The organism is Paraburkholderia sp. J10-1 (assembly GCF_905220165.1).
Lineage (GTDB): Bacteria > Pseudomonadota > Gammaproteobacteria > Burkholderiales > Burkholderiaceae > Paraburkholderia.
The window spans coordinates 787,598-809,396 of record NZ_CAJMYW010000002.1 but is presented as its reverse complement, the minus strand read 5'-3'; the positions used below and the strand labels follow the sequence as shown (position 1 = coordinate 809,396).

General features: G+C 64.4%; 19 protein-coding genes. 10 read left to right on the top strand and 9 right to left on the bottom strand.

The window, feature by feature from the left end:
• Positions 1-31 precede the first annotated feature (31 nt).
• The 5 genes from ampC to U5A65_RS10450 all read right to left on the bottom strand — a co-directional run bounded on the left by ampC (position 32) and on the right by U5A65_RS10450 (position 5,829).
• Positions 32-1,210: a class C beta-lactamase gene (gene ampC, locus U5A65_RS10470; RefSeq protein WP_321946229.1), complete on the bottom strand. Its 1,179-nt coding sequence runs from the start codon at positions 1,208-1,210 to the stop codon at positions 32-34.
• Positions 1,211-1,298: 88 nt separating this feature from the next.
• Positions 1,299-2,867: a purine-cytosine permease family protein gene (locus tag U5A65_RS10465; RefSeq protein ID WP_321909532.1), complete on the bottom strand. Its 1,569-nt coding sequence runs from the start codon at positions 2,865-2,867 to the stop codon at positions 1,299-1,301.
• A gap of 161 nt (positions 2,868-3,028) precedes the next feature.
• On the bottom strand, positions 3,029-3,958 hold the full coding sequence (locus U5A65_RS10460; protein WP_321909533.1) for a LysR family transcriptional regulator: 930 nt from the start codon (positions 3,956-3,958) through the stop codon (positions 3,029-3,031).
• Positions 3,959-3,970: 12 nt separating this feature from the next.
• A complete protein-coding gene (locus U5A65_RS10455) occupies positions 3,971-5,404 on the bottom strand; it encodes an FAD-dependent oxidoreductase (protein WP_321946228.1) in 1,434 nt (477 codons plus the stop codon).
• A gap of 80 nt (positions 5,405-5,484) precedes the next feature.
• The gene (locus U5A65_RS10450) at positions 5,485-5,829 is read right to left on the bottom strand and encodes a cupin domain-containing protein (protein WP_321946227.1); all 345 of its coding nucleotides are present in this window, start codon (positions 5,827-5,829) and stop codon (positions 5,485-5,487) included.
• A 171-nt stretch (positions 5,830-6,000) separates the two neighbouring features.
• Here U5A65_RS10450 and U5A65_RS10445 point away from each other — a divergent pair, with 171 nt between their 5' ends.
• From U5A65_RS10445 to U5A65_RS10420, 6 genes are all read left to right on the top strand, one after another.
• On the top strand, positions 6,001-6,831 hold the full coding sequence (locus U5A65_RS10445) for a helix-turn-helix transcriptional regulator (protein ID WP_321909538.1): 831 nt from the start codon (positions 6,001-6,003) through the stop codon (positions 6,829-6,831).
• A 164-nt stretch (positions 6,832-6,995) separates the two neighbouring features.
• On the top strand, positions 6,996-7,946 hold the full coding sequence (speB, locus tag U5A65_RS10440) for an agmatinase (protein WP_321909540.1): 951 nt from the start codon (positions 6,996-6,998) through the stop codon (positions 7,944-7,946).
• 18 nt (positions 7,947-7,964) lie between these two features.
• Complete coding sequence (locus U5A65_RS10435) at positions 7,965-9,449, top strand: aldehyde dehydrogenase family protein (RefSeq protein WP_415764553.1); 1,485 nt, start codon at positions 7,965-7,967, stop codon at positions 9,447-9,449.
• Positions 9,347-9,979 carry a DUF2946 domain-containing protein gene (locus tag U5A65_RS10430; RefSeq protein ID WP_321946226.1) on the top strand — a complete coding sequence of 211 codons (633 nt, stop codon included), beginning with the start codon at positions 9,347-9,349 and terminating at the stop codon, positions 9,977-9,979. The genes U5A65_RS10435 and U5A65_RS10430 overlap by 103 nt, the downstream gene beginning before the upstream one ends.
• Positions 9,980-10,175: 196 nt before the next feature.
• Positions 10,176-11,027 (top strand): hypothetical protein, encoded by an 852-nt coding sequence (locus tag U5A65_RS10425; protein WP_321909841.1) that lies wholly within the window; start codon positions 10,176-10,178, stop codon positions 11,025-11,027.
• Between the two features lie 28 nt (positions 11,028-11,055).
• Entirely contained in the window at positions 11,056-11,418 is a 363-nt protein-coding gene (locus U5A65_RS10420; RefSeq protein ID WP_321909543.1) for a copper resistance protein CopC, read from the top strand.
• A gap of 86 nt (positions 11,419-11,504) precedes the next feature.
• On the opposite strand, the gene U5A65_RS10415 is transcribed toward U5A65_RS10420, so the two are convergent.
• A complete protein-coding gene (locus tag U5A65_RS10415; protein ID WP_321946225.1) occupies positions 11,505-11,729 on the bottom strand; it encodes a hypothetical protein in 225 nt (74 codons plus the stop codon).
• Between the two features lie 167 nt (positions 11,730-11,896).
• Between U5A65_RS10415 and U5A65_RS10410 the strand changes: the two genes are divergently transcribed.
• The gene (locus U5A65_RS10410) at positions 11,897-12,160 is read left to right on the top strand and encodes a hypothetical protein (protein WP_415764550.1); all 264 of its coding nucleotides are present in this window, start codon (positions 11,897-11,899) and stop codon (positions 12,158-12,160) included.
• Between the two features lie 32 nt (positions 12,161-12,192).
• Here U5A65_RS10410 and U5A65_RS10405 read toward each other — a convergent pair whose 3' ends face one another.
• From U5A65_RS10405 to U5A65_RS10395, 3 genes are all read right to left on the bottom strand, one after another.
• Positions 12,193-13,101 (bottom strand): LysR family transcriptional regulator, encoded by a 909-nt coding sequence (locus U5A65_RS10405; RefSeq protein WP_321909546.1) that lies wholly within the window; start codon positions 13,099-13,101, stop codon positions 12,193-12,195.
• Entirely contained in the window at positions 13,091-14,479 is a 1,389-nt protein-coding gene (locus tag U5A65_RS10400) for an MFS transporter (RefSeq protein ID WP_321946224.1), read from the bottom strand. The genes U5A65_RS10405 and U5A65_RS10400 overlap by 11 nt, the downstream gene beginning before the upstream one ends.
• Before the next feature lie 175 nt (positions 14,480-14,654).
• On the bottom strand, positions 14,655-15,647 hold the full coding sequence (locus U5A65_RS10395; protein WP_321909549.1) for a LysR family transcriptional regulator: 993 nt from the start codon (positions 15,645-15,647) through the stop codon (positions 14,655-14,657).
• 146 nt (positions 15,648-15,793) lie between these two features.
• Between U5A65_RS10395 and U5A65_RS10390 the strand changes: the two genes are divergently transcribed.
• From U5A65_RS10390 to U5A65_RS10380, 3 genes are all read left to right on the top strand, one after another.
• Positions 15,794-17,338: an acetolactate synthase large subunit gene (locus U5A65_RS10390; protein ID WP_321946223.1), complete on the top strand. Its 1,545-nt coding sequence runs from the start codon at positions 15,794-15,796 to the stop codon at positions 17,336-17,338.
• Positions 17,339-17,397: 59 nt separating this feature from the next.
• The gene (locus tag U5A65_RS10385) at positions 17,398-18,837 is read left to right on the top strand and encodes a coniferyl aldehyde dehydrogenase (protein WP_321946222.1); all 1,440 of its coding nucleotides are present in this window, start codon (positions 17,398-17,400) and stop codon (positions 18,835-18,837) included.
• Between the two features lie 197 nt (positions 18,838-19,034).
• Positions 19,035-21,797, top strand: a complete 2,763-nt coding sequence (locus U5A65_RS10380) for a LuxR C-terminal-related transcriptional regulator (RefSeq protein WP_321946221.1) — start codon at positions 19,035-19,037, stop codon at positions 21,795-21,797.
• The last annotated feature ends 2 nt before the right edge of the window (positions 21,798-21,799 follow it).

Genomic DNA, 21,799 nt, shown 5'->3' with positions numbered 1-21,799 from the left:
CGCGCGCTCGCTCACCGCGGATCACTGCGGATCACTGCGCAGACGCGCCCTGCACCAGTTCCAGCACGCGGTACGCAAACCGCACACGCGATTCGGTGGGGTGATTGCGGTTGGCAAGAATGACGATGGCCGTCTTGCGCGCGGGCTCGAACGCGAGATAGCCGCCGAATCCGTTGGTCGCGCCCGTCTTGTCGAGCAACACATCGGCCTGCGGCGGCAGCGGCGGGATCAACGCCGTGGCCGGATTGTCCTCCAGCACCATGAAGTTCGCGTTGCCCTGCACGAGATCATTCAGGCTCACCGGCTGCGCGTACTGCTCCCATACGAGGTCCTGAACGTACGGGCCCGTGCGGAAATAGCCCACATGCGTGGCCTCCAGCGCGCGCTGCAATTCCGGCTCCACTTCGAGCTCGCCCATGTTCGCTTCGAGAAAGCGCAGCATGTCGCGCGTATCCGATTTCACGCCGTAGGCTTCGTCGGCGAGCACGCCGGGGTTCAGGCGCACAGGCGTATCCTTGCTGTTGTAGCCCTGCGCATAGGCGGCACGCTCCCCGTCGGGCACGCGAATGAACGTGTGCGCCAGCCCCAGCTTCGGAAAGAGTGTTTTCTCCACGGCGTCTGCGTAGCTCATGCCGAGCTGCTGCGCCGTGATGCGCGCGAACATGCCGATGCTCGGGTTCGCATAGGTGCGCTGCGTGCCCGCCGGATAGCGCGGGCGCCATGCCTTGAGCCACGCCATCAGCTGCGCGTCGTTTGTGACTTCTTCGGGCACCTGCAGCGGGAAGCCGCCACCGGTGTGCGTGCCGAGATTGATCAGCGTAAGCGCGCCAAACGGCGTGCCACGCATGTCGGGCAAATACGTGCTCACTGGCGCATCGAGCGCGAGCTTGCCGTTCACCTGCGCCCAACCGGCAAGCGTTGCGGCGAAGGTCTTGCTGATCGACCCGAGTTCGAAGAGCGTTTCGTTCGTGACGGGCGCGCCGGTTTCCTTCGACGCGACGCCAAAGTTGTAGAAGCGCGCCGCGCCGTTCACGGCGACCCCGATCGCGAGACCGGGAATACCGTTCTCGCGCATGAACGCGAGCGCGGCTTCGCGTATTCGAGCGTCGCTGCCGGTCGCGATTTCGGCTTCTGCGCCAATGGCGGGACGGTTCAGCGCGACGGCGACGAGCACTGCGCCGGCACAGACCCTTGCGAGTGAACGAAGCAAGATCGTCTCCTTGCACGATGTGCAAAAGCCGTGATCTTACCCGGTCTGCGCGCACGGGCCGCCAGCGAAGCGGCCCGTGCTTCCCGACTTACTCGGCGTACTCCGGGCTGCGCTGCAGTTCGCGCACCGCGCTGGCAGTCTGCGCTTCGTGCCTGCGTGGCGCATGAACCGGCGCAGCGGCATGAGCGCGCGCGCCGCCGCGCACGAAGCGCCGCCCTTCCCGGCCATACACGGCGTCCGGCTCGGGGAAGATCGTGAGCAGTACGACGTAGATCATGCCGCCCACCGCGAGCGAAACCGGCACGCTCAGATCGAGCCCACCCGCCAGCGAGCCGAGCGGACCGATGAATTGCCCCGGCAGATTCACGAACGAAAGACCGAGGAACGCCGCCGGCAACCAGGCGCCCATCGCGCGCAGATTCCAGCCGTGCGTGAACCAGTAGTGCCCGCCGCGGCCGCCGCGATTGAAGACCTGAAGGTCGTCTGCGAGATAGTGCCCGCGGCGCGTGAGGAAGCCGATCACCATGATCGCCATCCACGGGCAGCTGAACGTGCAGATCAGCGTGGAGAACGTCGAGACGCTTTCCACGAGATTGAACGCGAAGCGTCCGACGAAGATGAAGCCGATAGCGAGCGTGCCGATCAGCATGGTCGCACGCACGCGGTTCAGCAGCTTCGGGAACATGCTGGACATGTCGAGGCCGGTGCCGTACAGCGCGGTCGTGCCCGTCGACATGCCGCCGATGATCGCAATAAGGCAGGTAGGCAACAGGAACCAGCGTGGCGACACAGCCAGCAGCCCGCCCACATAATCGTTCGAGGCGATATAGCTCGGCGCCTTCGTCGCAATGAGCGTGGCCGTGACGAGGCCGAAGAAGAACGGCACGAATGTGGCGATCTGCGCGGCAAATACAGCGCCCATGATGCGGCGGCGCGGCGTGTGCTGCGGAATGTAGCGCGCCCAGTCGCCGAGCGTCGAGGCGAACGACACCGGATTGCTCAACGCAACGAGCACCGCGCTCACGAACGCCACCCAGAAGCCCGCGCCGCCCTCGTGCAGCGTGCCGGCGTAGCCCGGATCGAACGCGCCCGCGAACGCGAAGGCGCCCACCACGAACATGAGGCTCGCGGCCCACACGGCAATCTTGTTCACCCACAGCATGAAGCGAAAGCCGTAGATGCACACGACCACCACGAGCACGGCGAACACCATGTAGGCCGAGCCGAGCGTCCAGGTGTTGACCGGCACGCCGACCATGTTGTGCGCGCCGCCGACCAGTGCATCGCCCGAACTCCAGACGGCGAGCGCGAAGAACGCAATCGACGTAAGCAGCGCGAGGAACGAGCCCACGATGCGCCCGTGTATGCCGAAGTGCGCCCCCGACGAAACCGGATCGCTCGTGCCGTTGCGCGGGCCAAACAGGCTCATGGGCGCGAGAATGCAGGTGCCGGCCAGCACGCCAAGCAAGATGGACCACACGCCTGCCTTGAACGAAAGGCCCACTAGCACCGGGAAACTGCCCAGCACCGAGGTGGAGAAGGTATTGCAGCCGCCGAACAGCAGCCTGAAAAGATCGATGGGCCGCGCGTAACGCGACGCATCGGGAATACGCTCGAAACCGAATGTTTCGATCTGGGTAATGCTGTTGTCGCTCATTGTCTCACTCCTTGCCACGCCGATCCGGTTGTGTATGCAAGCAACCGGTCAACGCACTATCAACGTCTCTCGCCCACTTTAATCGATCAGAGCAGGCTAATTATTCTGCATTCCATACGTTTACATCATGCGCGGCCAATGTATGGCGCGCACCGCATCTCTCATTCAACCAGCGATTCGGGCACGGCGGCATGCTGACCATAGACGTTCAGCAGATCGTCGCAGAACGCGCGCACGATGGGCTTTTCCGCGGCGCTGCGCTTGACGGCCAGATGCATCGGCACGTCGAAGCCGAACGTGGCGCGCCCAAGCGCCCGGATGAGGCCACGCTGCTCGAACGGCTCGGCGTGATGCGCGGGCAGATAGCCGATATGGCTGCCCGAGAGGATCAGGACCGTGGCCGCGTCGATGCTGTCGGCAATCGCCGTCACCTGCCGGTCGCCAATACCTGCAAGCTCTTCCGGTATCGGATAGCTGCGCCAGACCCAGTCGTGCGCGCGCAGGTCGTCCACGTTCACATGCGGTGCGCTGTGGAACAGCGCATGCCCGCGCCCGCAGCACAGCACCTGGCGCTCGCTGAACAGCTCGGTGTAGTCGAGCCCCGCCACGCGATGCCAGAAGTAGCCAATCGCAATGTCGAGCTGGTTGTTGACGAGACTTTCCTCGAGCTCCTGGGGCGCCGCGACCTTCATCGTGAAGCGCACAGCCTGATCGCGTTTGCGAAACGCGCCGATCGCCTCCGCAAGCCGCGCATTCTCGACATGCGAAGCCTGGCCGATCAGGCCAATGCCGAGCGTGCCCACGAGCTTGCGGTCGATATCGCGCACGCGCGCCACGAAATCGGTTGTGGCCGCAACGAGCGCGCGCGCCGAAGGCACGAAGCGTTCGCCCTTTGAAGTGAGGCGAAAGCCGCCGCGCCCGCGCTCGCAGAGCTTGAAGCCCACGCGCGCTTCGAGCGCGGAGAGTTGCGTGCTGATGGTGGATTGCCGCACGCCTAGCGTGGCTTCGGCCGCCGTGATGCCGCGCGCGTCCACCACGGCGAGAAACACGCGGATCAGGCGCAGGTCGAGATCGGAGGTATTGGAGAACATGGCGCTACACACTCACATGGGAAAGCCCATCGCCTTGATGCCCTTGATCCACGCGCGCTTCCAGCCGCCTTCGGCGTCGGCGCCGTCGAACGCATGGAACGTGACCTTGGCGGCCAGCCAGCGCACCGGCTCTGGCGGAATATAAGTGGGGCTCTGGTTGGCGATATCGAGCGCACGTTCCGGGCTGTTGCGATCGAACAGGATATTCAGGCCCATGAAGGCGCCGAAGCGGCTCGCCGCCACGCCAAAGCCCGTGTAACCCGCCACGAAAACGGCCTTGTCGTTCAGATAGCGCTTTGCGAACACGGAGCCGCGCGAGCAGTAGTCGATCGGGCCGCCCCACGCATGCGAGAAGCGCACGTCAGCAAGCTGCGGGAAGGTGCGGTAAAACGCCTGCGCGAGCCGGTAGTAGGTCTCGGCCTTCTCGTCCTGCGGGGGATTCGGATCGCCGTCGAAGTGATAGCTCACGAGACCGCCGAAGATGATGTTGTTGTTCTTCGTGAGGCGGAAGTAATTGAGCTGCGTGCGCGTGTCGTAAATGCCCTGGCGATTCTTCCAGCCGATGCGCGCGAGTTGCTCGTCGGTGAGCGGCTCGGTGGCGAGCACGTGGTCGCGCACCTGCAGCACGCGCCGGTTGATATCGGGAATGCCGACCTTCGCCGTGCCGCTGCCGAACACCACGCGCGGCGCGCGCACGCTGCCCTCGGGCGTCTTCACGTACACGGTCTGGCCTTCGTCGATCACGTCGATGAGCGGCGTGTGCTCGTAAAGCTTCACGCCGAGCGAAAGCGCCGCGCGCTTCAGACCCCATGCCAGCTTGGCCGGATGCACGATACCGCTGCGATTGCGCGACCACAGCGCGCCCGCGAACAACGGCGAATCGAGTTGCTCGCGCGTCGCTTCGCTATCGAGCAGCACGACATCGTGCCCGTAGCGTTTGTGGAGGTCGTAGTCGCCCTGCAAATGCTCGATATGCTCGGGATCGACTGCAACGGTCATTTCGCCGTTCCATTCGATGTCGGCGTCGATGCCGTAGCGCTTGAGCGTTTCCTCGAAACCATCGAGATTGTGATGGCCGAATTCTTCGAGCTGCGCAATGTCGTTGGGGAATACCCGTACGGCATTGGGCAAGCCATGCATCACCGAAGTCGAAATGATGCCGCCCGCGCGGCCCGACGCACCGTGCGCGACCTTGCCCGCCTCGATCAGCACGACGTTCAGATGCGGCATCTGCTCCTTGGCCTGCACCGCGGCCCAGAGCCCCGTGAAGCCGCCGCCGACGATCAGCAGGTCGGCCTCCACGTTGGCGGTGAGCTTCGGTTCCGTCGGCGGTTCGGCGGGGTTGTCGAGCCAGTACGGAAAGAACCGCGTGCGCGAAAGCGCCTCTTGCACGCTGAGCGTGACGGGCGGGGGCGATGCGACTTCAACTTCTGCAGGGGTACTCATGATGGTCTTCACTGCACGGATCGGGATAAAGGATCGGGTAAACTGCGCCGCCTCGCGCGGGAGGCGGCTCGCCTGGTTCCTTAGGCTTGTTCGAGCACGACGTAGAACTTCTTCGCGTCTTCGATCGTTTCCCAGCGGCCTGCAAAGCCTGCGGGCAGGAGATAGCCCTGGCCCGCCGCAAATTCCTTGCGGCCGCCGTTCGCGTCGGTCAGGGCGATCTTGCCTTCCACGAGCCATACCGCTTCGTCTGCGGTCGTGGCCGGGAAATCCACGGCGCCGACCTTGCCTTCCCACCAGCCGATCACGTAGTTATTGTTCTTGCCGACGGTTGCGCGCCAGTCGCTTTCGTCCATGCCGTATTCCAGCTTGGTGAATTCGCCGATGCCAGCGCCCAGCGGCACGATGTCCTGAATCAGTTTGCTCATTTGCGTCACTTCCGGTTGTTTTGATTGAGTGCTGCCAAAGTTACCGACTGGCGCGGCGGCGGTATGCCCCCCCTCAGGGGGGGCAAGCGGTGTTTTGCTGCCCGAGCCCCGCATTTTTGGCGGCCTAACCCCTTCAGCTATAATGATTCAGCCTTCACGAAGGGGCGCGCCATGCTGCTCAACGTACCCCCGCTCAACCGCGATCAACCGAATTTTCCGCTCTCGTTCAAGACCCTCGGCAATGTGATCGAGGCCGTCGGCACGCCCGATTTCGTGCCGCGCCTCACGCTGCTCGTGAACGAGGTCGTGCCCGTCAACGTCGTGCATATCGAGCGTTCGCGCGCGGACAGCACGATGCCAACGGGCTATCGCTGCGAATGGATCGGCAGTGGCGGGGTCGGAATGGATTCCGGCGCGATTTCCGACGTGATGACGCTCTATTACGACCGCTTCTACGAAAGCGATCCGCTTTTCGCGGGCATTCGCGGCAAGCTCGGCACCATGCTGGTCGTGCGCGACATCGGCGCGATCCCGCCGGGCGAGTTCCGCCAGCGGCTCTTCGACGAAGCGCGCATTGCCCACGAATGCGTGCTCGCACGCGGCACGCGCCACGCTCAGGACTCCATCGCGCTCGAACGCGGGCTGCGCGAACCGCCGTTTACGCTCGTGGAAATGAACCGCTTTCGCAGCGTGAGCGAGTTTCTGTTTCCGCTGCTCGAACTGCACGCCTCCACGAGCGCTGCCCGGCTCATTGCCCATGCGGCGCCATTCATGCATCCGCTCGCGCAGTTCGACGCGCGTATTGCGGCAGACCATGTGCGCCTCTCCAAACGCGAATACGAAACCTGTGCGCACCTCATCACGGGCAAGACCGTGCCCGAGGCCGCGCAAATCCTGGGCGTGCAGGTGGCCACCGCCGAGTCGTACGTGAAGCGCGCCTTCGCGAAACTGGGCGTGCGCACCAAGCGCGAGTTGATCGCGTGGGGCCATGCCGCGGTGTAGCCGCCGCTTCCAGTCCCAGGATTTACCCGCAGCGTTTGCCTGATTAAGGGCTTGCATACATCGACCTCCATCGATGTAAACATCTCAACTTCAATATTTGGCGGCGCGGGATCTCCCCTACCATCGTCCGATCGATTTGACTCTAACGATCGGAGACACACCAGATGGAGCGCCAGTTCAACCAGCCGCTCGGCGGCAACGAGATGCCCCGATTCGGCGGCATCGCCACGATGATGCGCCTGCCGCAGGCCGAAACCACGGAGGGCCTCGACGTCTGCTTCGTGGGCGTGCCGCTCGATATCGGCACCTCGAACCGTTCCGGCGCGCGCTTCGGGCCGCGCCAGATCCGTTCGGAATCCGTGCTGCTGCGGCCGTACAACATGGCCACACGCGCGGCGCCGTTCGATTCGCTGCAGGTGGCCGATATCGGTGACGTCGCAACGAACCCGTACGACCTGAAGGATTCGATTCGTCTGATTGAAGCCGCCTACGACCGCATTGTCGAGACCGGCTGTCGCCCGATCACGCTCGGCGGCGACCACACGATCGCATGGCCGATCCTGCGCGCGCTGCACAAGAAGTACGGCAAGGTTGCCGTCGTTCATATCGACGCTCACGCCGACGTGAACGACACCATGTTCGGCGAGAAGATCGCGCACGGCACGCCGTTTCGCCGCGCCGTTGAAGATGGCCTCCTGCAATGCGACAAGGTCACGCAAATCGGCCTGCGCGGCACCGGCTATCACGCCGAAGATTTCGACTGGTGCCGCAAGCAGGGCTTTACCGTCGTGCAGGCCGAGGCCTGCTGGAACCGCTCGCTTGCGCCGCTCATGGAAGAAGTGCGCGCACGCGTGGGCGACACGCCCGTGTACCTGAGCTTCGATATCGACGGACTCGATCCCGCTTTCGCGCCCGGCACCGGCACGCCCGAAGTGGGCGGCCTCACCGTGCAGCAGGGCCTCGAAATCGTGCGCGGCATGAAGGGGCTCAACGTGGTGGGCGCCGATCTCGTCGAAGTCTCGCCGCCGTACGACCAGGCCGGCACGACCGCGCTCGTGGGCGCGAATCTCGCCTACGAAATGCTTTGCATCATGCCCGGTGTGGCTTACCGCTAGGGCGCGAGGAGAAACATCATGGCTACGAATACCGAACGTCAGATCGACGGCGAGGCCTTTGTGCTGCCCGCCGCGATGATTGCGGGCACAACCTTCTGCGCGACGGACCGCGAAGTGTGCTCGCGCATCTGCAACGCGGCCACGGGCGAAACCATCGGCTGGCAGGAGCACGCCACGGCCGAAATGGTCGATCGCGCCGTGCACGCCGCGCACGATGCGCTGATCGCCTGGCGCCACACGACGCCCGCCGCGCGCGGCAAGCTGCTGCGCAAGATCGCCGAATTGCTGGAGGCCGACCGCGCGCGCCTCGCCGCCATGCAGATGCAGGTGAGCGGCAAGCCGCCGTTCGAAGCGGACCTCGACGTGAGCGACGCCATCGCGACGTTCAACTACTACGCGGGCCTGTGCGAAGACGCGTCGATGTTCGCGGCCGAACCGGTCGCGCTGCCGGACGACGCGCTCCTCGCTGAACGCATGCACGAACCGGTTGGCGTTGCGGCGCTGATCGTGCCGTGGAATTTCCCGATGGTCACGACCGCATGGAAACTCGCACCGGCGCTGGCCGCGGGCTGTACGGTCGTCATCAAGCCTTCGGAACTCACCTCGCCCACCGAGCATATGCTCGCCGAGATCGTGAACGAAGCGGGCGTGCCCGATGGGGTCGTGAACGTGGTCAACGGTGGCGGCGAAGTCGGCGCATGGCTGACGACGCACCCGCTCGTCGACAAGATCTCGTTCACGGGCAGCACGGCGTCGGGCCGCAAGGTCATGCAGGCCGCCGCGCAGGACATGAAGCGCCTCACGCTCGAACTGGGCGGCAAGTCCGCGCTGATCGTGCGCGAAGACGCGGACGTGGTGCAAGCCGTCTCGCTCGCGGTGGGTGGCGCGTTCGCGAACGCAGGGCAAATGTGCTCGGCAACGGCGCGCATACTCGTGCACGACAATGTGTATCGCAAGTTCATGGCCGCGTTCGAGACAGCGGTGCGAGCGGTTGTCGTCGCGCCGCCGCAGGGCGCCGACGTGGCGATGGGGCCGCTCATCAGCGCCGCGCAACACGCGCGCGTGGCAGCGCTCGTGGCGCAAGGCGTCGAAACCGGCGCACAGATCGCGTTCGCAGGTCAGCTCGATGCCGCTTGCGCCGATGGTTTCTTCATGGCGCCGGTCGTCATCGCTGAACCCGCGGCGGACAACGTGCTGTGGACCGACGAGATCTTCGGCCCCGTGGCCTGCGTGAAATCATTCCGTTCGGATGACGAAGCAATTGCCCTCGCCAACGATACGCGCTACGGACTGGTCGCCACTGTCGTGACGAAGGACGAAAAGGCCGCGCGACGCTACAAGGCGCAGCTTCGCGCCGGGCTCGTATGGGTCAACACCCCGCAACTGATCTTCCCGCAAGTGTGCTGGGGCGGCTTCGGCCTGAGTGGCATTGGCCGCGAGCTGGGCGTTGCGGGTTTGCGCAGCTACCAGGAATTGCGTCACACGGTCGGTCTGAGCGCTTAATCGCGGCATCCGGCTTGACTCTGGCTTCCTCGCGGCCTCGCACGCAACGTGCGAGGCCGCGACGCTTTGACAGGCAGCGCGCCGGGAGTGGCGGCTCGCGTGGCATAATCCACGCACTATTCCTGCCACTTCCATTCGCCGTGCGCCGATTCCATCTCAGGCTGGGCAGTCTACTGGGGACGCTTGCGCTCCTCATGGCGACGCTCGCGCCCGTGGTTTCGCACCTGCTTGCCGCCCAGGCCATGCAGATGGCGCCAGGCACGGTGGAACGCGCCCCCTGCGGCATGCCGTCGATGGAGCGCCACATTCACGGCGCAAGCGGCGAAGCCGGCATGCACGCCACGCCGGGCGACATGCAGGACTGCGGCTATTGCAGCTTCTTCGCACACCTGCCTGTCGTCTCGGGCGTACCTGTCGCCCTGTTTGTCGTTGGCAAACTCGTGCAGGCCCGCATCGAGGCGCAGTTCGAAAGCGTTCGCCTCGCCGCGCCTGCGAGCCACATCCACGCCCGCGCCCCACCCCTGTCCTGACCGGATCGATCATGCCAATCCCGGACGACACGCCCAGCGTGTCACCGGGCCAGCACGCGAGCCCCTTTAACTTGCGTGCGTGCGTCGCTCCTCGACAGGACACCTCATGTCTGACCAATCGCCGTCCAGCCGCCTGGCGCTGGGCGAGCTTGCACACATTCGCGCGTTCAATCGGACCAACCTCGAAATCAACCGCATGATCGCCCGCGTGATCGGCTGCGCGTTGCTGCTCGGACCGTGCGCGGCCCATGCGCACGCTATCGCGGGCGACCGCGTCTTTCCCTCCACGCTTTCCGTCGACGACCCCGGCGTAGGCGACGAAGCCAACCTCGAATTCGGGCACCAGCGCGTGCCGGGCGATGCCGGCGACCAAAGCATCAACACCTTCAGCTTCGAGTACGACAAGCTCATCACGCCGCGGCTCGCCTTCTCCGTGGACGGCGGCTACGTCATGCAGAACAACCCGAGCGAGCGCGGCTTCGACAACTTCGGCGTGGGGCTCAAGTACCTGCTCTATGTGAACGACGCGCATGAATTCATGACGTCGGTGGGCGTGAACGCCGAGTTCGGCGGCACCGGCAGCCGCGCGATTGCCGACAACTTCTCGACGATCTCGCCCACGATCTTCGCCGGCAAGGGCATGGGCGACCTGCCCGACTCGCTCGCGTGGCTGCGGCCCATCGCGATCACCGGCGAAGCGGGCCCGTCGTTCACGACAGGCGGCGGCCAGCCAAATTCGTTCGACTACGGCTTCACGTTCCAGTACAGCCTGCCCTACCTGCAACAGCACGTGCACGATCTCGGCTTGCCGCAGCCGTTTTCGAACCTCATCCCCCTCGTCGAAGTGCCCCTCTCGCGCAGCCAGGGACAAACGACCGGGACCGTCAACCCCGGCTTCATCTGGATGAACCGCTACGGTCAGCTCGGCATCGAAGCGCAGATACCGATCAACCGGGCGAGCGGCTCGCACGTCGGCGTTCTCGCGCAGGTGCACATCTTCTTCGACGATGTCGCGCCGCGCACGATCGGCAAGCCGCTTTTCCAGTAAGCCCATTCATTCACACAGGAATCTCGCCATGAAACTCACTACATTGCGCACGGCTGTCGCCACGATCGCGCTGCTCGCCGCCCATCTCGCTTGGGCGCACGCTTATCCGAAGCATCAGGAACCGCCCGCGGGGTCGACCGCACCGGCCACGCTCGACGCCGTCGTGATCGACTTCGACGATGGGCTCGAGCCCGCGTTCAGTTCCATCGACGTGACAAACGCGCAGGGCAAGTCCGTGATTCGCGAAAAGGCCAAGGTCGACGCGAACAACAACAAGCGCATGTCGGTCGCGCTGAATGCGTTGACGCCTGGGAAGTATTCGGTGGTGTGGGTCGCGGTTGCCGCCGACGGGCATCGCACGACCGGTCATTACGCGTTCGACGTGAAGTGAACGTGTAACGATGAAATGCGGCCACGCTGCGATTTCGTGCGAGATTGCAGCATGGCCCGTTCGTGATGGCGGGTTGGCTCGCCAGCTTACTGCGGCAGGGTTGCCGTAAAGGCTTCGGGCGAACCGTTCAACGCGTCGTACAGCTCGCCAACGGGCAAGTCGCCGATTTCGTTGTGGATATAGGCGTTAAACGTGCGTTCGTAGAGCGCGCGCCCGGCGTCGGTTTCCATCGTCATGTCGAAGCCGTTGAGAACCAGGCCGGCGATCTCGTCGGCTTCGAGCAGGATGTGTTCAGCTTTTTTTCGTTCCATGGTGGTGCTCCGGTACGGCAGTGTCATGGAATTTTAGAGGCAACGGCGCAGAAGTGGTGGCGAAATAAACGGGGGGCGATTCGGCTTTGAGTCAATGCGGAACGGGTCTTGCCTCTGAGCGCTTAGGCAGGCGTGATACGGTGGTGCCTCTTATGGAGGCACGCTCTATGCGTCAAATCATCTCTCCCGCGTTTCTGACCGCGGTTGCCATGGCAAGTGCGCTTGCCGCCTGCGCTAATCCTTCATCCAATACGGCATCGAATAGGCCCGGCGCCGATCGCGATGCGCATGGGTGCATCGGTTCGGCCGGATATTCGTGGTGTGAGGCGACGCAACGTTGCGAACGGCCCTGGGAACTGGCGAAACAGAAGGGATTCGCCGTGTCCGAAGAACAGTTCACGCGATATTGTTCGAGTCGAACGCCCGACTAGCGTGGAGCAAAGCGCCGCTTGATGAATCGCCGCTACACGCGCCGTGTCGAGTCCACGACATCGGAAGCCAGCATGGCAACGAGTTCGCGGGTGAACAGCGGGAGGTCTGCCACACTGCGCACGCAGATGTTCAGGCGCCGCTGCGCCCACTCGTCCTTGAGCGTGACCATGACGATATCCTTCACGCGTGCATGCTTCCACGCCACCGAGGCCGGCACGATCCCTATGCCCGCGCCTGCGGCGATCATCCTGCATGCCGCGTCGAACGAACCCACCTCGATGCGTATTCTGAGCGCCCTGCCAAGCGCGGCCGCGGCGCGGTGAACGAAGGCGTGAATGGCGCTCGAGGCCGGCAGGTCGACAAAATCGTTGTCCAGCGTTTCGGCAAAGTTCACCGCGTCACGTTGGGCAAGCGGATGATCCGGCTGGGTCACCAGCACCAGTCTTTCGTTCTGGTAGGGCAGCATCTCGAGCTGCCCCGCGTCGATATTGCCGGCAACGATGCCGATATCGGCCAGGTTGCCGGTCACGCCTCGCACGATATCGTCGCTGGGCGCTTCGCGCAGTTCGATGTTCACATGGGCGTGCTCGCAAAGAAAACGGCCTAGCGTGTCGGGCAGCGCGCCGGTAATGGCAGTCGTGTTGGTCCAGACCCGGATGTGCCCGGTCATCCCGCTGCCGAACTGCTCGATGTCTCCGGCGAGCCGCTCCACCTGTTCACGCATCAACAGTGCATGACGGATAAAGCACTCGCCGGCCGGCGTCGGAATCATGCCCTGACTCGTTCTGTACAACAGCCGCACGCCCAGAAAGTCCTCGAGATTTCTCAGGCGGCTGCTGGCTGCCGGGGCCGACATGTGACACAGGCTCGCGGCGCGTGCAAGATTGGCTGTCTCGCCAAGCGCCGTGAGCAAGCGCAGATCGACGAAATCAAAATGCATGGTGGCTGTCGGGTTGTTTGATCGCTTCTTCCTGCAAGCCTGGTGCGGACACGGCTTCGAGCGTCTGACCGCTCGCCTCGACGCGAAGGAAGAGCAACGCGACACACAGTGCAACGAGCACGCAGGCAACCATCGCTACCACACCCGATACCCCGAAGTTCGAATAGAGCAGGACGGCGAGATAAGGCGTGCACATCGACGCAGCCCGCCCGCACGTGCCTGCCACGCCGGTGCCGCGCAGACGGTGCGTGGTCGGAAACAGCTCCGGGATATAGACGAACAGACCGAGCGTGCAGACCGTATAGAGCGCGGTCACCAACGCGAAGCCCATCACAGAGATGGCAACGGGGTCGCGCATCTGCACGTAGAAGTATCCGAGCACGATCGAAACCAGCGCGCTGGCGATCAGCGCCCTGCGGCGGCCGAGACGGTCAGCGATCGCGAAGCCAACGACGGCCCCCATCGGTGCGCCGAACGACATGAGGAACACGAACCCGAGCGAGCGCGTGATGCTCAGCCCTTCATTGACGAAGAACGCCGGCAGCCATGCAACGAAACCGTAAAGGGACACGTTCACCGCAATGGCGGTGAGCGCCGCCACGAAAGTCCGGCCTTTCATGCCGGGCGCGAAAAGCGCAGAGAACGGCGCGGCCAACGCCTCGTGGCTCGTCACTCGGGTGACAGCCGGCAGGACGCCGCCCGTGTGGCGCTCGACCTCCTGCTCGATGGCGGCCACCGTTCGCTCGGCTTCCTCCAGCCGGCCCACGGTCTCCAGCCAGCGCGGCGACTCCGGCATGCGATGACGCAGCGCCCAAACGACGATGGCGCCCACGCCCGCGATCGCGAACATATAACGCCAGCCAAGATGCGGAATGACCCAGTAGCCCACGGCGGTGGCCGCGAGCAGCCCCGAATTGGTGATAAGCGCCAGCAACGAAGTCCAGCGGCCGCGGCTTGCCGGCGGCACGAACTCGCACAGCGTGCCGGCCGCGACCACCAGTTCGGCGCCGAGGCCGACGCCCATGATGAAGCGCAGCAGGATCAGCCAGTAGATATTGGGCGCGAACGCGGCAATGAACGACGCGCCGCCGAAAATGGCGAGGTTGGCCTGGTACGAAAAGCGGCGTCCGAAGCGGTCGCCCAGATAGCCCGAAAGGCCCGCGCCGATCATCATGCCAAGGAAGGTCGCCGACAAAAAGAACGAGCCGACGCGCAGGTCGGCGAAGCCTGTCTTGACCATGGCCGCCAGCGCGCCATTGGCAAGATAGATGTCGAACGCATCGAGAAATGCGCCCGCACTGATCAAGCCAAGAATTTTCCAGTGAAACCGGCTGATGGGTAGCCGGTCGAGGCGGGCGCCGGAATTGACGATTGCCATGCTGTCTCCTGTGTTGGGTCTGGCCCGGCGCAACGCCGATCGATGCGTCTGGCATCGCCATAGGACGCGTCGGCTTGCGCAGCCTGAGTTGGCTGCCAGACTGCTCGCAATACAGGGAGAGGGGAATTCGTTTTTCTGGAACGGGGAATTTCAGCCAGACTAACGGCTGCCCGAATCAAGGCGAACGTGGCGAGGTCGCAGCACGTGCACGCCGCTGTCTGGGCGCGCCTTTCGCACCGATTTGAATCATGTCGCGCTCGAGCGCGCCCGGCAATTCCGCTTTCAGCAACTCGACCCATGCGCGCGTCTTGGCTTCGAGAAACTTCCTCGAGGGCATCAGCACATACACACCGACGTCGGGCGAGCGCCATTGAGGCAGAACGTGTACGAGTTCTCCGCTGCGTATGCGGTCCACCGCAGCGAAGCCGGGCAGCAGCGCAATGCCGAGGCCGCTGCACGCCGCCTGCACGACGGCTTCGGGCTTGTCCGCCACCAGCGGGCCCTCGGGCTGCATCGAATGGGTCGTCTTGCCGTCGGTCAGCTCCCAATGCAACGTGGTCGACGGATTCACGAGACGCAGGCAGGCATGCCCCGCGAGATCCGCTACGGTTCCCGGCGCGCCATGCCGCTTGAGGTAGCCTGGCGTCGCGCATAACACGCCGTGGACCTCGCCAAGCCGCTGCGCAACCAGACTCGAATCCGGCAGGCTGCTCGTCAGATACACGCTCACGTCCACGCCTTCGGCCAGCAGATTCGGTACGTACTGCGAAGCACTGTATTCCACGCTCACCGCCGGGTACTGCGCGCAATATTTCGTCACGAGCGGCACCACGTAGCGGTCGCCGAAGCTTGCCATGCACAGCACCCGCAGCCTCCCGCTCGGCGCCATGCGCGCGCCGCTCGCCTCCCCTTCGGCTTCCGTCACCAGGTCGAGGATCGTGCGGCACTGGTTCGCGTAGCGCTCGCCCGCGCTCGTGACCGACATGCGCCGTGTGGTTCGCTGCAGCAGCTTCGTTTGCAAACGATTCTCAAGCTCCGATACGAGCCGCGAGACCTGCGCCGTGGTCAGCCCCATGTGCTCCGAGGCCGCCGTGAAGCTCCCGGCATCCACCACGCGCACGAAGGCGGTCATCGCGTGCAGCAAACCGTAGTCGAGATTCTTGCGCATGACGTAATAAATTTTCAGATCAGACTGTATTTTTGCATGGTAGCCGGGTAGTTAGGATCAGGGCGTACGTCAATGCACGACGTCTGGGCCCCACGGCAACCGAAGGGGCGAAGCTTCTTACAGGTTTGTTACTGAGGTGATCCAAAATGAATGGCGCTGAAAGTTTGTTGCGTTCGCTGGTCGCAAGTGGTGTGGACGTGTGTTTCGGAAACCCCGGCACGTCGGAGATGCATTTCGTGGCGGCGCTCGATTCCGTTGAAGGCATGCGGCCGATACTCGGCCTTTTCGAAGGCGTTGTCACCGGCGCCGCCGACGGCTACGGCCGCATGGCCGGCAAGCCCGCCGCCACGCTGCTGCATCTCGGCCCGGGCCTCGCCAACGGACTGGCCAACCTTCACAACGCGCGCCGCGCGTCGAGCCCGGTCGTCAACATCGTCGGCGATCATGCTTCGACGCATGCGCGTTACGAAGCGCCGCTCACGTCCGACATCAAAGGCTTTGCTCGCCCGGTTTCGAGCTGGATTCACTCGTCGAGCAGCGCGTTGACGGTGGGTGCCGACGCCGCGCGCGCCGTGCAGGCCTCCATGGCCGACGGCGGCCAGATCGCCACGCTGATCCTGCCCGCCGACACCGCCTGGTCGCAAGCCGACGGCGTGGCCGCACCGCTGCCCGTGCAGGCACCCGCGCTCGTGAGCGCCGACACCATCGAGCGGATTGCGGCCCTCGCCCAAAGCGGCGTGCGGACCGCCTTCCTGCTCCGAGGTCAGGCATTGCAGGAGCGCGGTCTGCGCGCCGCCGGAAGGATCGCCGCGAAAACGGGTGCCCGCCTGCTGTGCGACACGTTCGCGCCGCGTGTGGCGCGCGGTGCGGGACGTGAAGTGGTCGAGCGTCTGCCGTATTTCGCCGAGCAGGTGGTCGAATTCCTCGCCGGGACTGAGCTGATCGTGCTTGTCGGCGCGCAGCCGCCGGTGAGCTTTTTCGCCTACCCGGACAAGCCGAGCTGGCTCACGCCGGAGGGTTGCCGCATCGCCGTGCTTTCGCATCCGCATGAAGACGGCCCGGCCGCGCTCGAAGCCCTTGTCGAGGCGCTGGGCGCACAGCATGCGATCGCCCGAATCAACGCCCGCGCCGCGGTCGAGTTCTCGCCCGAGGGCGCGCTCGATGGCGAGTCGATCATGCGCAGCGTCGCGAAGCATCTGCCCGACAACGCCATCATTACCGAAGAGTCGTCGCTCGCGATGGCGTACTCGGGCCTGCTCGAGACCGCCGCGCCGCACGACCTGCTGGCGCTCACCGGCGGCGCGATCGGTTGCCTGATGCCCGTTTCGATCGGCGCGAGCGTGGCATGCCCGGACCGCAAAGTCGTCAACCTTCAGGGCGACGGCAGCGCCATGTACACGCTTCAGTCGCTCTGGACGCAAGCGCGGGAAAAGCTCGACGTCGTGACGGTGATCTACGCGAACCGCGGCTACAAGATCCTCGCGAACGAGCTCAAGCGTGTGGGCGCACGCACGGACGGCGCGCACGCCGCTTCCATGTTCGATCTGCAGGACCCGTCGCTCGACTGGGTTGCTCTGGCTCGCGGCATGGGTGTGGAAGCCGTACGCGCCGAGTCGCGCACCGACTTCGACGCCGCGTTCGCCGCAGCAATGAAGCGCCGCGGCCCGATGCTGATCGAAGCCGTGATCTAAGCGCACCGTTTGCGTCCCACGCGTTCAACGAGCGATTTCATTTTCTGATGAGGTTTAGGATGTCAAAGCCATTCATGCTGCCCGCCGAAGCGACGGCCGCGCAGATCCGCGCGCAACTCGATGCAATGAAAACGGCACAACTGAAGGAGGGGCCGCCACCGCTGGCCGTTCGCCGCGACCGTATCGATCGCGCAATCGACCTGCTGCGTTCGAACAAGGACGCGCTGGTCGAGGCCATCAACGCGGACTATAGCTGCCGCGGCAAACAGCAAACGCTGCTCGCCGATATCCTCGCCTCGATCGAAGGCCTGCGCTTCAATCGCGAACATCTCGAGGCGTGGATGGCGCAGCCGGCGACGGCCGAGCCGTTTCCGGGCGTGAAGGCCCGCGTCGAGTATCAGCCGCTCGGCGTCGTGGGGATCATCAGCCCGTGGAATTTTCCCGTCGTGCTGGCGTTCGGACCGCTTGGCGGCGCGTTCGCTGCGGGCAACCGGGCCATTCTCAAGCCGTCGGAGATGACGCCGCAAACGTCCGAGCTGCTAGCTGAACTGATCGCCCGCAATTTCGACAGCGACGAACTCACCACCGTGCTTGGCGGAGCCGAAACCGGCGCGGCGTTCAGCGCGCAGCCGTTCGACCATCTCGTGTTCACGGGCAGCACGCAAGTCGCGCACCATGTCATGCGGGCGGCGTCGGATAACCTGGTGCCCGTGACGCTCGAACTGGGCGGCAAGTCGCCGGTCCTCGTGGGCAACGACGCCGATCTCGCCCTCGCGGCGCAGCGCGTGCTCACGGTGAAAACCTTCAACGCCGGTCAGATCTGCCTTTCGCCGGACTATGTGCTGGTTCCGGCGAACCGCGCCGATGCCTTCGTGCAGCACGCAAAAGCGGCGGTTGCGCAAATGTATCCGACCATGCGCGAGAACCCCGACTACACCGCGATGATCAACGTACGCGGTTTCGAACGGCAACTGGCGCTTGTCGAGGATGCGCGTCAGAAAGGCGCGAACGTGGTGAACCTCGGCCCCGCAAGCGAAGACCTCTCTGATCCGGCGGTACGCAAGATGGCGCCGACGATCGTTCGGAATGCAAACGACACGATGCGCGTGATGCAGGAGGAAATCTTCGGCCCCGTTCTGCCCGTGGTGACCTACGAAACGCTCGATGAAGCGCTTGCATATATCAATGCGCGGCCGAGGCCGCTCGCGCTTTATCACTTCGGCAATGACGCCCTGGAGCAACACGAGGTGGCGAGCCGAACCACTTCGGGGGCGCTGGTCGTCAACGATGCGATGACGCATGTGTTCTTCGACTCGCTGCCTTTCGGGGGCGTCGGGGCATCCGGCATGGGCCATTACCACGGCGAATATGGCTACCGCACGTTCAGCCATGCGAAGCCGGTTGTCGTTCAAAGCGCCGGCGGCGAGTCGAATCTCCTGATGCGCGCGCCTTATCTGGCGGCTACGGAAGCCGCCGTCAAAGGCATGATCGACTCCTGACGCATTGGCCGTGGCTGGCCGCGTGCGAAACGCGGCCAGCTCGCGCGATGATGCATCGCATCATCAACGCCTCGCGCACTGACCCGCATGACCCATCATGCCTTGCCGCAGTTGTCGTATGATGGATTGAACGTTCCGGTTGGCAGCGCGCCAACCCTCGCCAATCCCTCATGGGCCCTCCTCTGAGCCGTTCAGCCGTGACTGAAGTGACAGAAGCGACGACCGTGGCGAGGCCACCTCTCCTGCTGACCACCAAGGTCATTGCGCCCCGCTTGCCCGCGGGTTTGGTCGATCGCCCACGGCTGAAGGCCTTGAGCGCACAGGTGGAGATACGGCGCATCACCGTCATCAAGGCGCCTGCCGGTTTCGGCAAGACGTCCCTCGCGCTCACCTGGCTCGACGCGCTGCGCGCGAACGGCGCGCAGGTAGCGTGGCTCTCGCTCGACGCGGACGACGACGAGCCGGCCCGTTATTTTCATCACCTTGCACATGCCTTGCAGCGCGCGTGCCGCAGCGTTGGCACATCCGCCATCGGGCTGACCGCCGAGTCGTCGTTCGTCCCGGCGAATTCGCTTGTCGCAACGCTCATCAACGAGTTGGCCGAAGTCGACGACGAACTGCACGTCTTCATCGACGACTATCATCTGATCCACTCAGCGGCCATTCACGAAGCGATGTCGCTATTCATCGCCAATGTGCCTTCTAATGTGCACGTCGTGATCTGCACACGTACCGATCCGCCGCTGCCGCTCGCGAAGCTGCGCGCCGGCAACAATCTCTGCGAGATCGATGCGGCCGCGCTGCGATTCAATTTCGACGAGACGCGCCGTTTCGTCGAACACGAGTGCCCCGGCAAGCTCGGCTTTGGCGATCTGAAGTCGCTCTATGCCACGACCGAAGGATGGGCGGCCGCCTTGCGCATTTCGGCGTCGGCGTTGGCGCGGCAGGATCGCCCGCAGGGCTGGCAATCGAACATGCAAGCGGGCATACCGCCGGGCACGAAACCGGGCGGCGTGTCGAAGCCTGTGTCCGACTACCTCGAAGACCTGCTTCAGCATCTGCCACCGCAAACGCAGGCCTTCATGCTGCGAACCGCGATTCTCGAGCGGCTGAGCGCGCCGTTGTGCGAAGCGGTGACGGGCGTCGCATCCAGCCAGGCCATGCTCGACGACATCGTTGCGCGCCAGTTGCTGCTCGAGCCGATAGACCTCGAAGGACGCTGGTTCCGCTATCACCGGTTGATGGCCGACTATCTGCAGCGGCGTCTGGCAGCCACGCACCCTGGCGAAGTCACCGAGTTGCACCGTCGCGCGTGGCATTGGCACGCCGCCCAACAGCATTGGACCGATGCGATAAAGCACGCGATAGCCGCTGGCGCCACCGACGAAGCCATCGCCATGATGGAGCGCTGCGCGAAGGCGCTTCTAAAGAGCGGAGACCTGCTCACGCTGGTCGGCTGGCAACGCCAGTTTCCCGCCGACCTCATGCGCGCGCAAACGGCGGTCACCGTTGCGACCGCGTGGGGCATGGCACTCGCCATGCGCTTCGGCGAGGTCAACGCGATGCTCGATTCGATCGAGCGCGGCGACGGCCAAACCGAGTCGGCCGACACGATTCAATGGGACTGCCTCGCCATTCGTTCTGCGCTCGCGGCCTTGCAGGACGATCCGCATCGCGCGCTGGAACTCGCGCGCCAATACCTGGGCCGCCCGTCAACGGACGCATGGACGACCAATGCGGTTTCCAACGTCGCGCGCTTTAGCTACTGGAAAACCGGCAATCTCGACGCGCTTTACGCCACGCCATGGATTCCCGATTCACTGGAAGAAGACCAGCGCAGTGTCTTTTCGTCGGTCTACCGCCTGTGCCTGCTCGGTCATGTGGAGTTGCAGCAGCTCCACGTTTCGATTGCGGAGCGCCGCTTCAACGAAGCGATGCAACTCGCCGAACGCTACGCGGGACCTCATTCCGTATCGGCTGCGTTGTGCGCGCCCATGATCGCGCAAATCCGCTATGAGCAAGGCCGCCTCGACGAAGCCGAAGCCCTGCTGCTCGAACTCATGCCCGTCATCGACCGTGCCGTTCTGCTCGATAGCGTTCTGATTGCCTACCGCATTCTGGTTCGCATTGCCGTCGCGCGCGAAGACTATGCGGGCGCGCATGTGCTGATCGATCAGGCGCAAATACTCGGCCAGGCGCGCGGCTGGAACCGGCTGCTTGCGGCAGCGCTGGTCGAGCGCACGCGGCTCTATCTCGCCGAAAATCGTGTTCCTGAAGCCGCTGCATGCGTGGCAGACCTTCGCGAACTCGCCGCTCCGCGTGAGCCGACCGCTACGCCTGTTTCACCCGAAATCGAGAACTACCGCGACCTCGCAGCGGCCTGCCTCGCCCTGCAACGACACCTCGTGCCCGAAGCCATCGAGTCCCTGCGCATGGCGCTCGCGCGTTGCGAACGCATGCAGGGCAACTATCTGGCGCTGCGCCTTCGAACCCTGCTCGCCGTGGCCTGGCTCAGCGCGGGAGAACCCAGCCGCGCGCTCGAGACATTTCGCGAAGTCGCAGATATTGCGGCGCCTACCGGCATTTATCGATCCATCCTCGATCAGGGGGCCGCAGTCGGACCGCTCCTGCGCATGGCGCACGAACGCATGCGCAGCGCAGCGCGCACGCCGGAGGTGACGGCATGGCTCGACCGTTTAATCGAAGGCTGGCGCGCGATGTATGAGCCGCAGAGCAAGCCGCGCCGCGAGGGCGAGCGCGAGCCGCTCAGTTCGCGGGAGCGCAATATCGTCGAGTTGATCGCGCAGGGGCAATCCAACAAGGAAATTGCCCGCACGCTGGGCATCACGCCCGAAACGGTCAAATCGCACCTGAAGAATATCTTCGCGAAGCTCGCGGTGGACAAGCGGGCTCAGGCTGTTTCGCGCGCGCAGGCGCTTGGGCTTGTCAAGCATAGTTAGAC

Excerpts from the sequence above, each read along its gene's own strand:
- U5A65_RS10460 (WP_321909533.1), bottom strand. The coding sequence starts at position 3,958 with ATGTTCTCCAATACCTCCGATCTCGACCTGCGCCTGATCCGCGTGTTT.
- U5A65_RS10445 (WP_321909538.1), top strand. The coding sequence starts at position 6,001 with ATGCTGCTCAACGTACCCCCGCTCAACCGCGATCAACCGAATTTTCCG.
- U5A65_RS10405 (WP_321909546.1), bottom strand. The coding sequence starts at position 13,101 with ATGCATTTTGATTTCGTCGATCTGCGCTTGCTCACGGCGCTTGGCGAG.
- U5A65_RS10465 (WP_321909532.1), bottom strand. The coding sequence starts at position 2,867 with ATGAGCGACAACAGCATTACCCAGATCGAAACATTCGGTTTCGAGCGT.
- U5A65_RS10455 (WP_321946228.1), bottom strand. The coding sequence starts at position 5,404 with ATGAGTACCCCTGCAGAAGTTGAAGTCGCATCGCCCCCGCCCGTCACG.
- U5A65_RS10400 (WP_321946224.1), bottom strand. The coding sequence starts at position 14,479 with ATGGCAATCGTCAATTCCGGCGCCCGCCTCGACCGGCTACCCATCAGC.
- U5A65_RS10425 (WP_321909841.1), top strand. The coding sequence starts at position 10,176 with ATGATCGCCCGCGTGATCGGCTGCGCGTTGCTGCTCGGACCGTGCGCG.
- speB (WP_321909540.1), top strand. The coding sequence starts at position 6,996 with ATGGAGCGCCAGTTCAACCAGCCGCTCGGCGGCAACGAGATGCCCCGA.
- U5A65_RS10415 (WP_321946225.1), bottom strand. The coding sequence starts at position 11,729 with ATGGAACGAAAAAAAGCTGAACACATCCTGCTCGAAGCCGACGAGATC.
- U5A65_RS10410 (WP_415764550.1), top strand. The coding sequence starts at position 11,897 with ATGCGTCAAATCATCTCTCCCGCGTTTCTGACCGCGGTTGCCATGGCA.
- U5A65_RS10390 (WP_321946223.1), top strand. The coding sequence starts at position 15,794 with ATGAATGGCGCTGAAAGTTTGTTGCGTTCGCTGGTCGCAAGTGGTGTG.
- U5A65_RS10395 (WP_321909549.1), bottom strand. The coding sequence starts at position 15,647 with ATGCGCAAGAATCTCGACTACGGTTTGCTGCACGCGATGACCGCCTTC.
- U5A65_RS10385 (WP_321946222.1), top strand. The coding sequence starts at position 17,398 with ATGTCAAAGCCATTCATGCTGCCCGCCGAAGCGACGGCCGCGCAGATC.
- U5A65_RS10420 (WP_321909543.1), top strand. The coding sequence starts at position 11,056 with ATGAAACTCACTACATTGCGCACGGCTGTCGCCACGATCGCGCTGCTC.
- U5A65_RS10435 (WP_415764553.1), top strand. The coding sequence starts at position 7,965 with ATGGCTACGAATACCGAACGTCAGATCGACGGCGAGGCCTTTGTGCTG.
- U5A65_RS10450 (WP_321946227.1), bottom strand. The coding sequence starts at position 5,829 with ATGAGCAAACTGATTCAGGACATCGTGCCGCTGGGCGCTGGCATCGGC.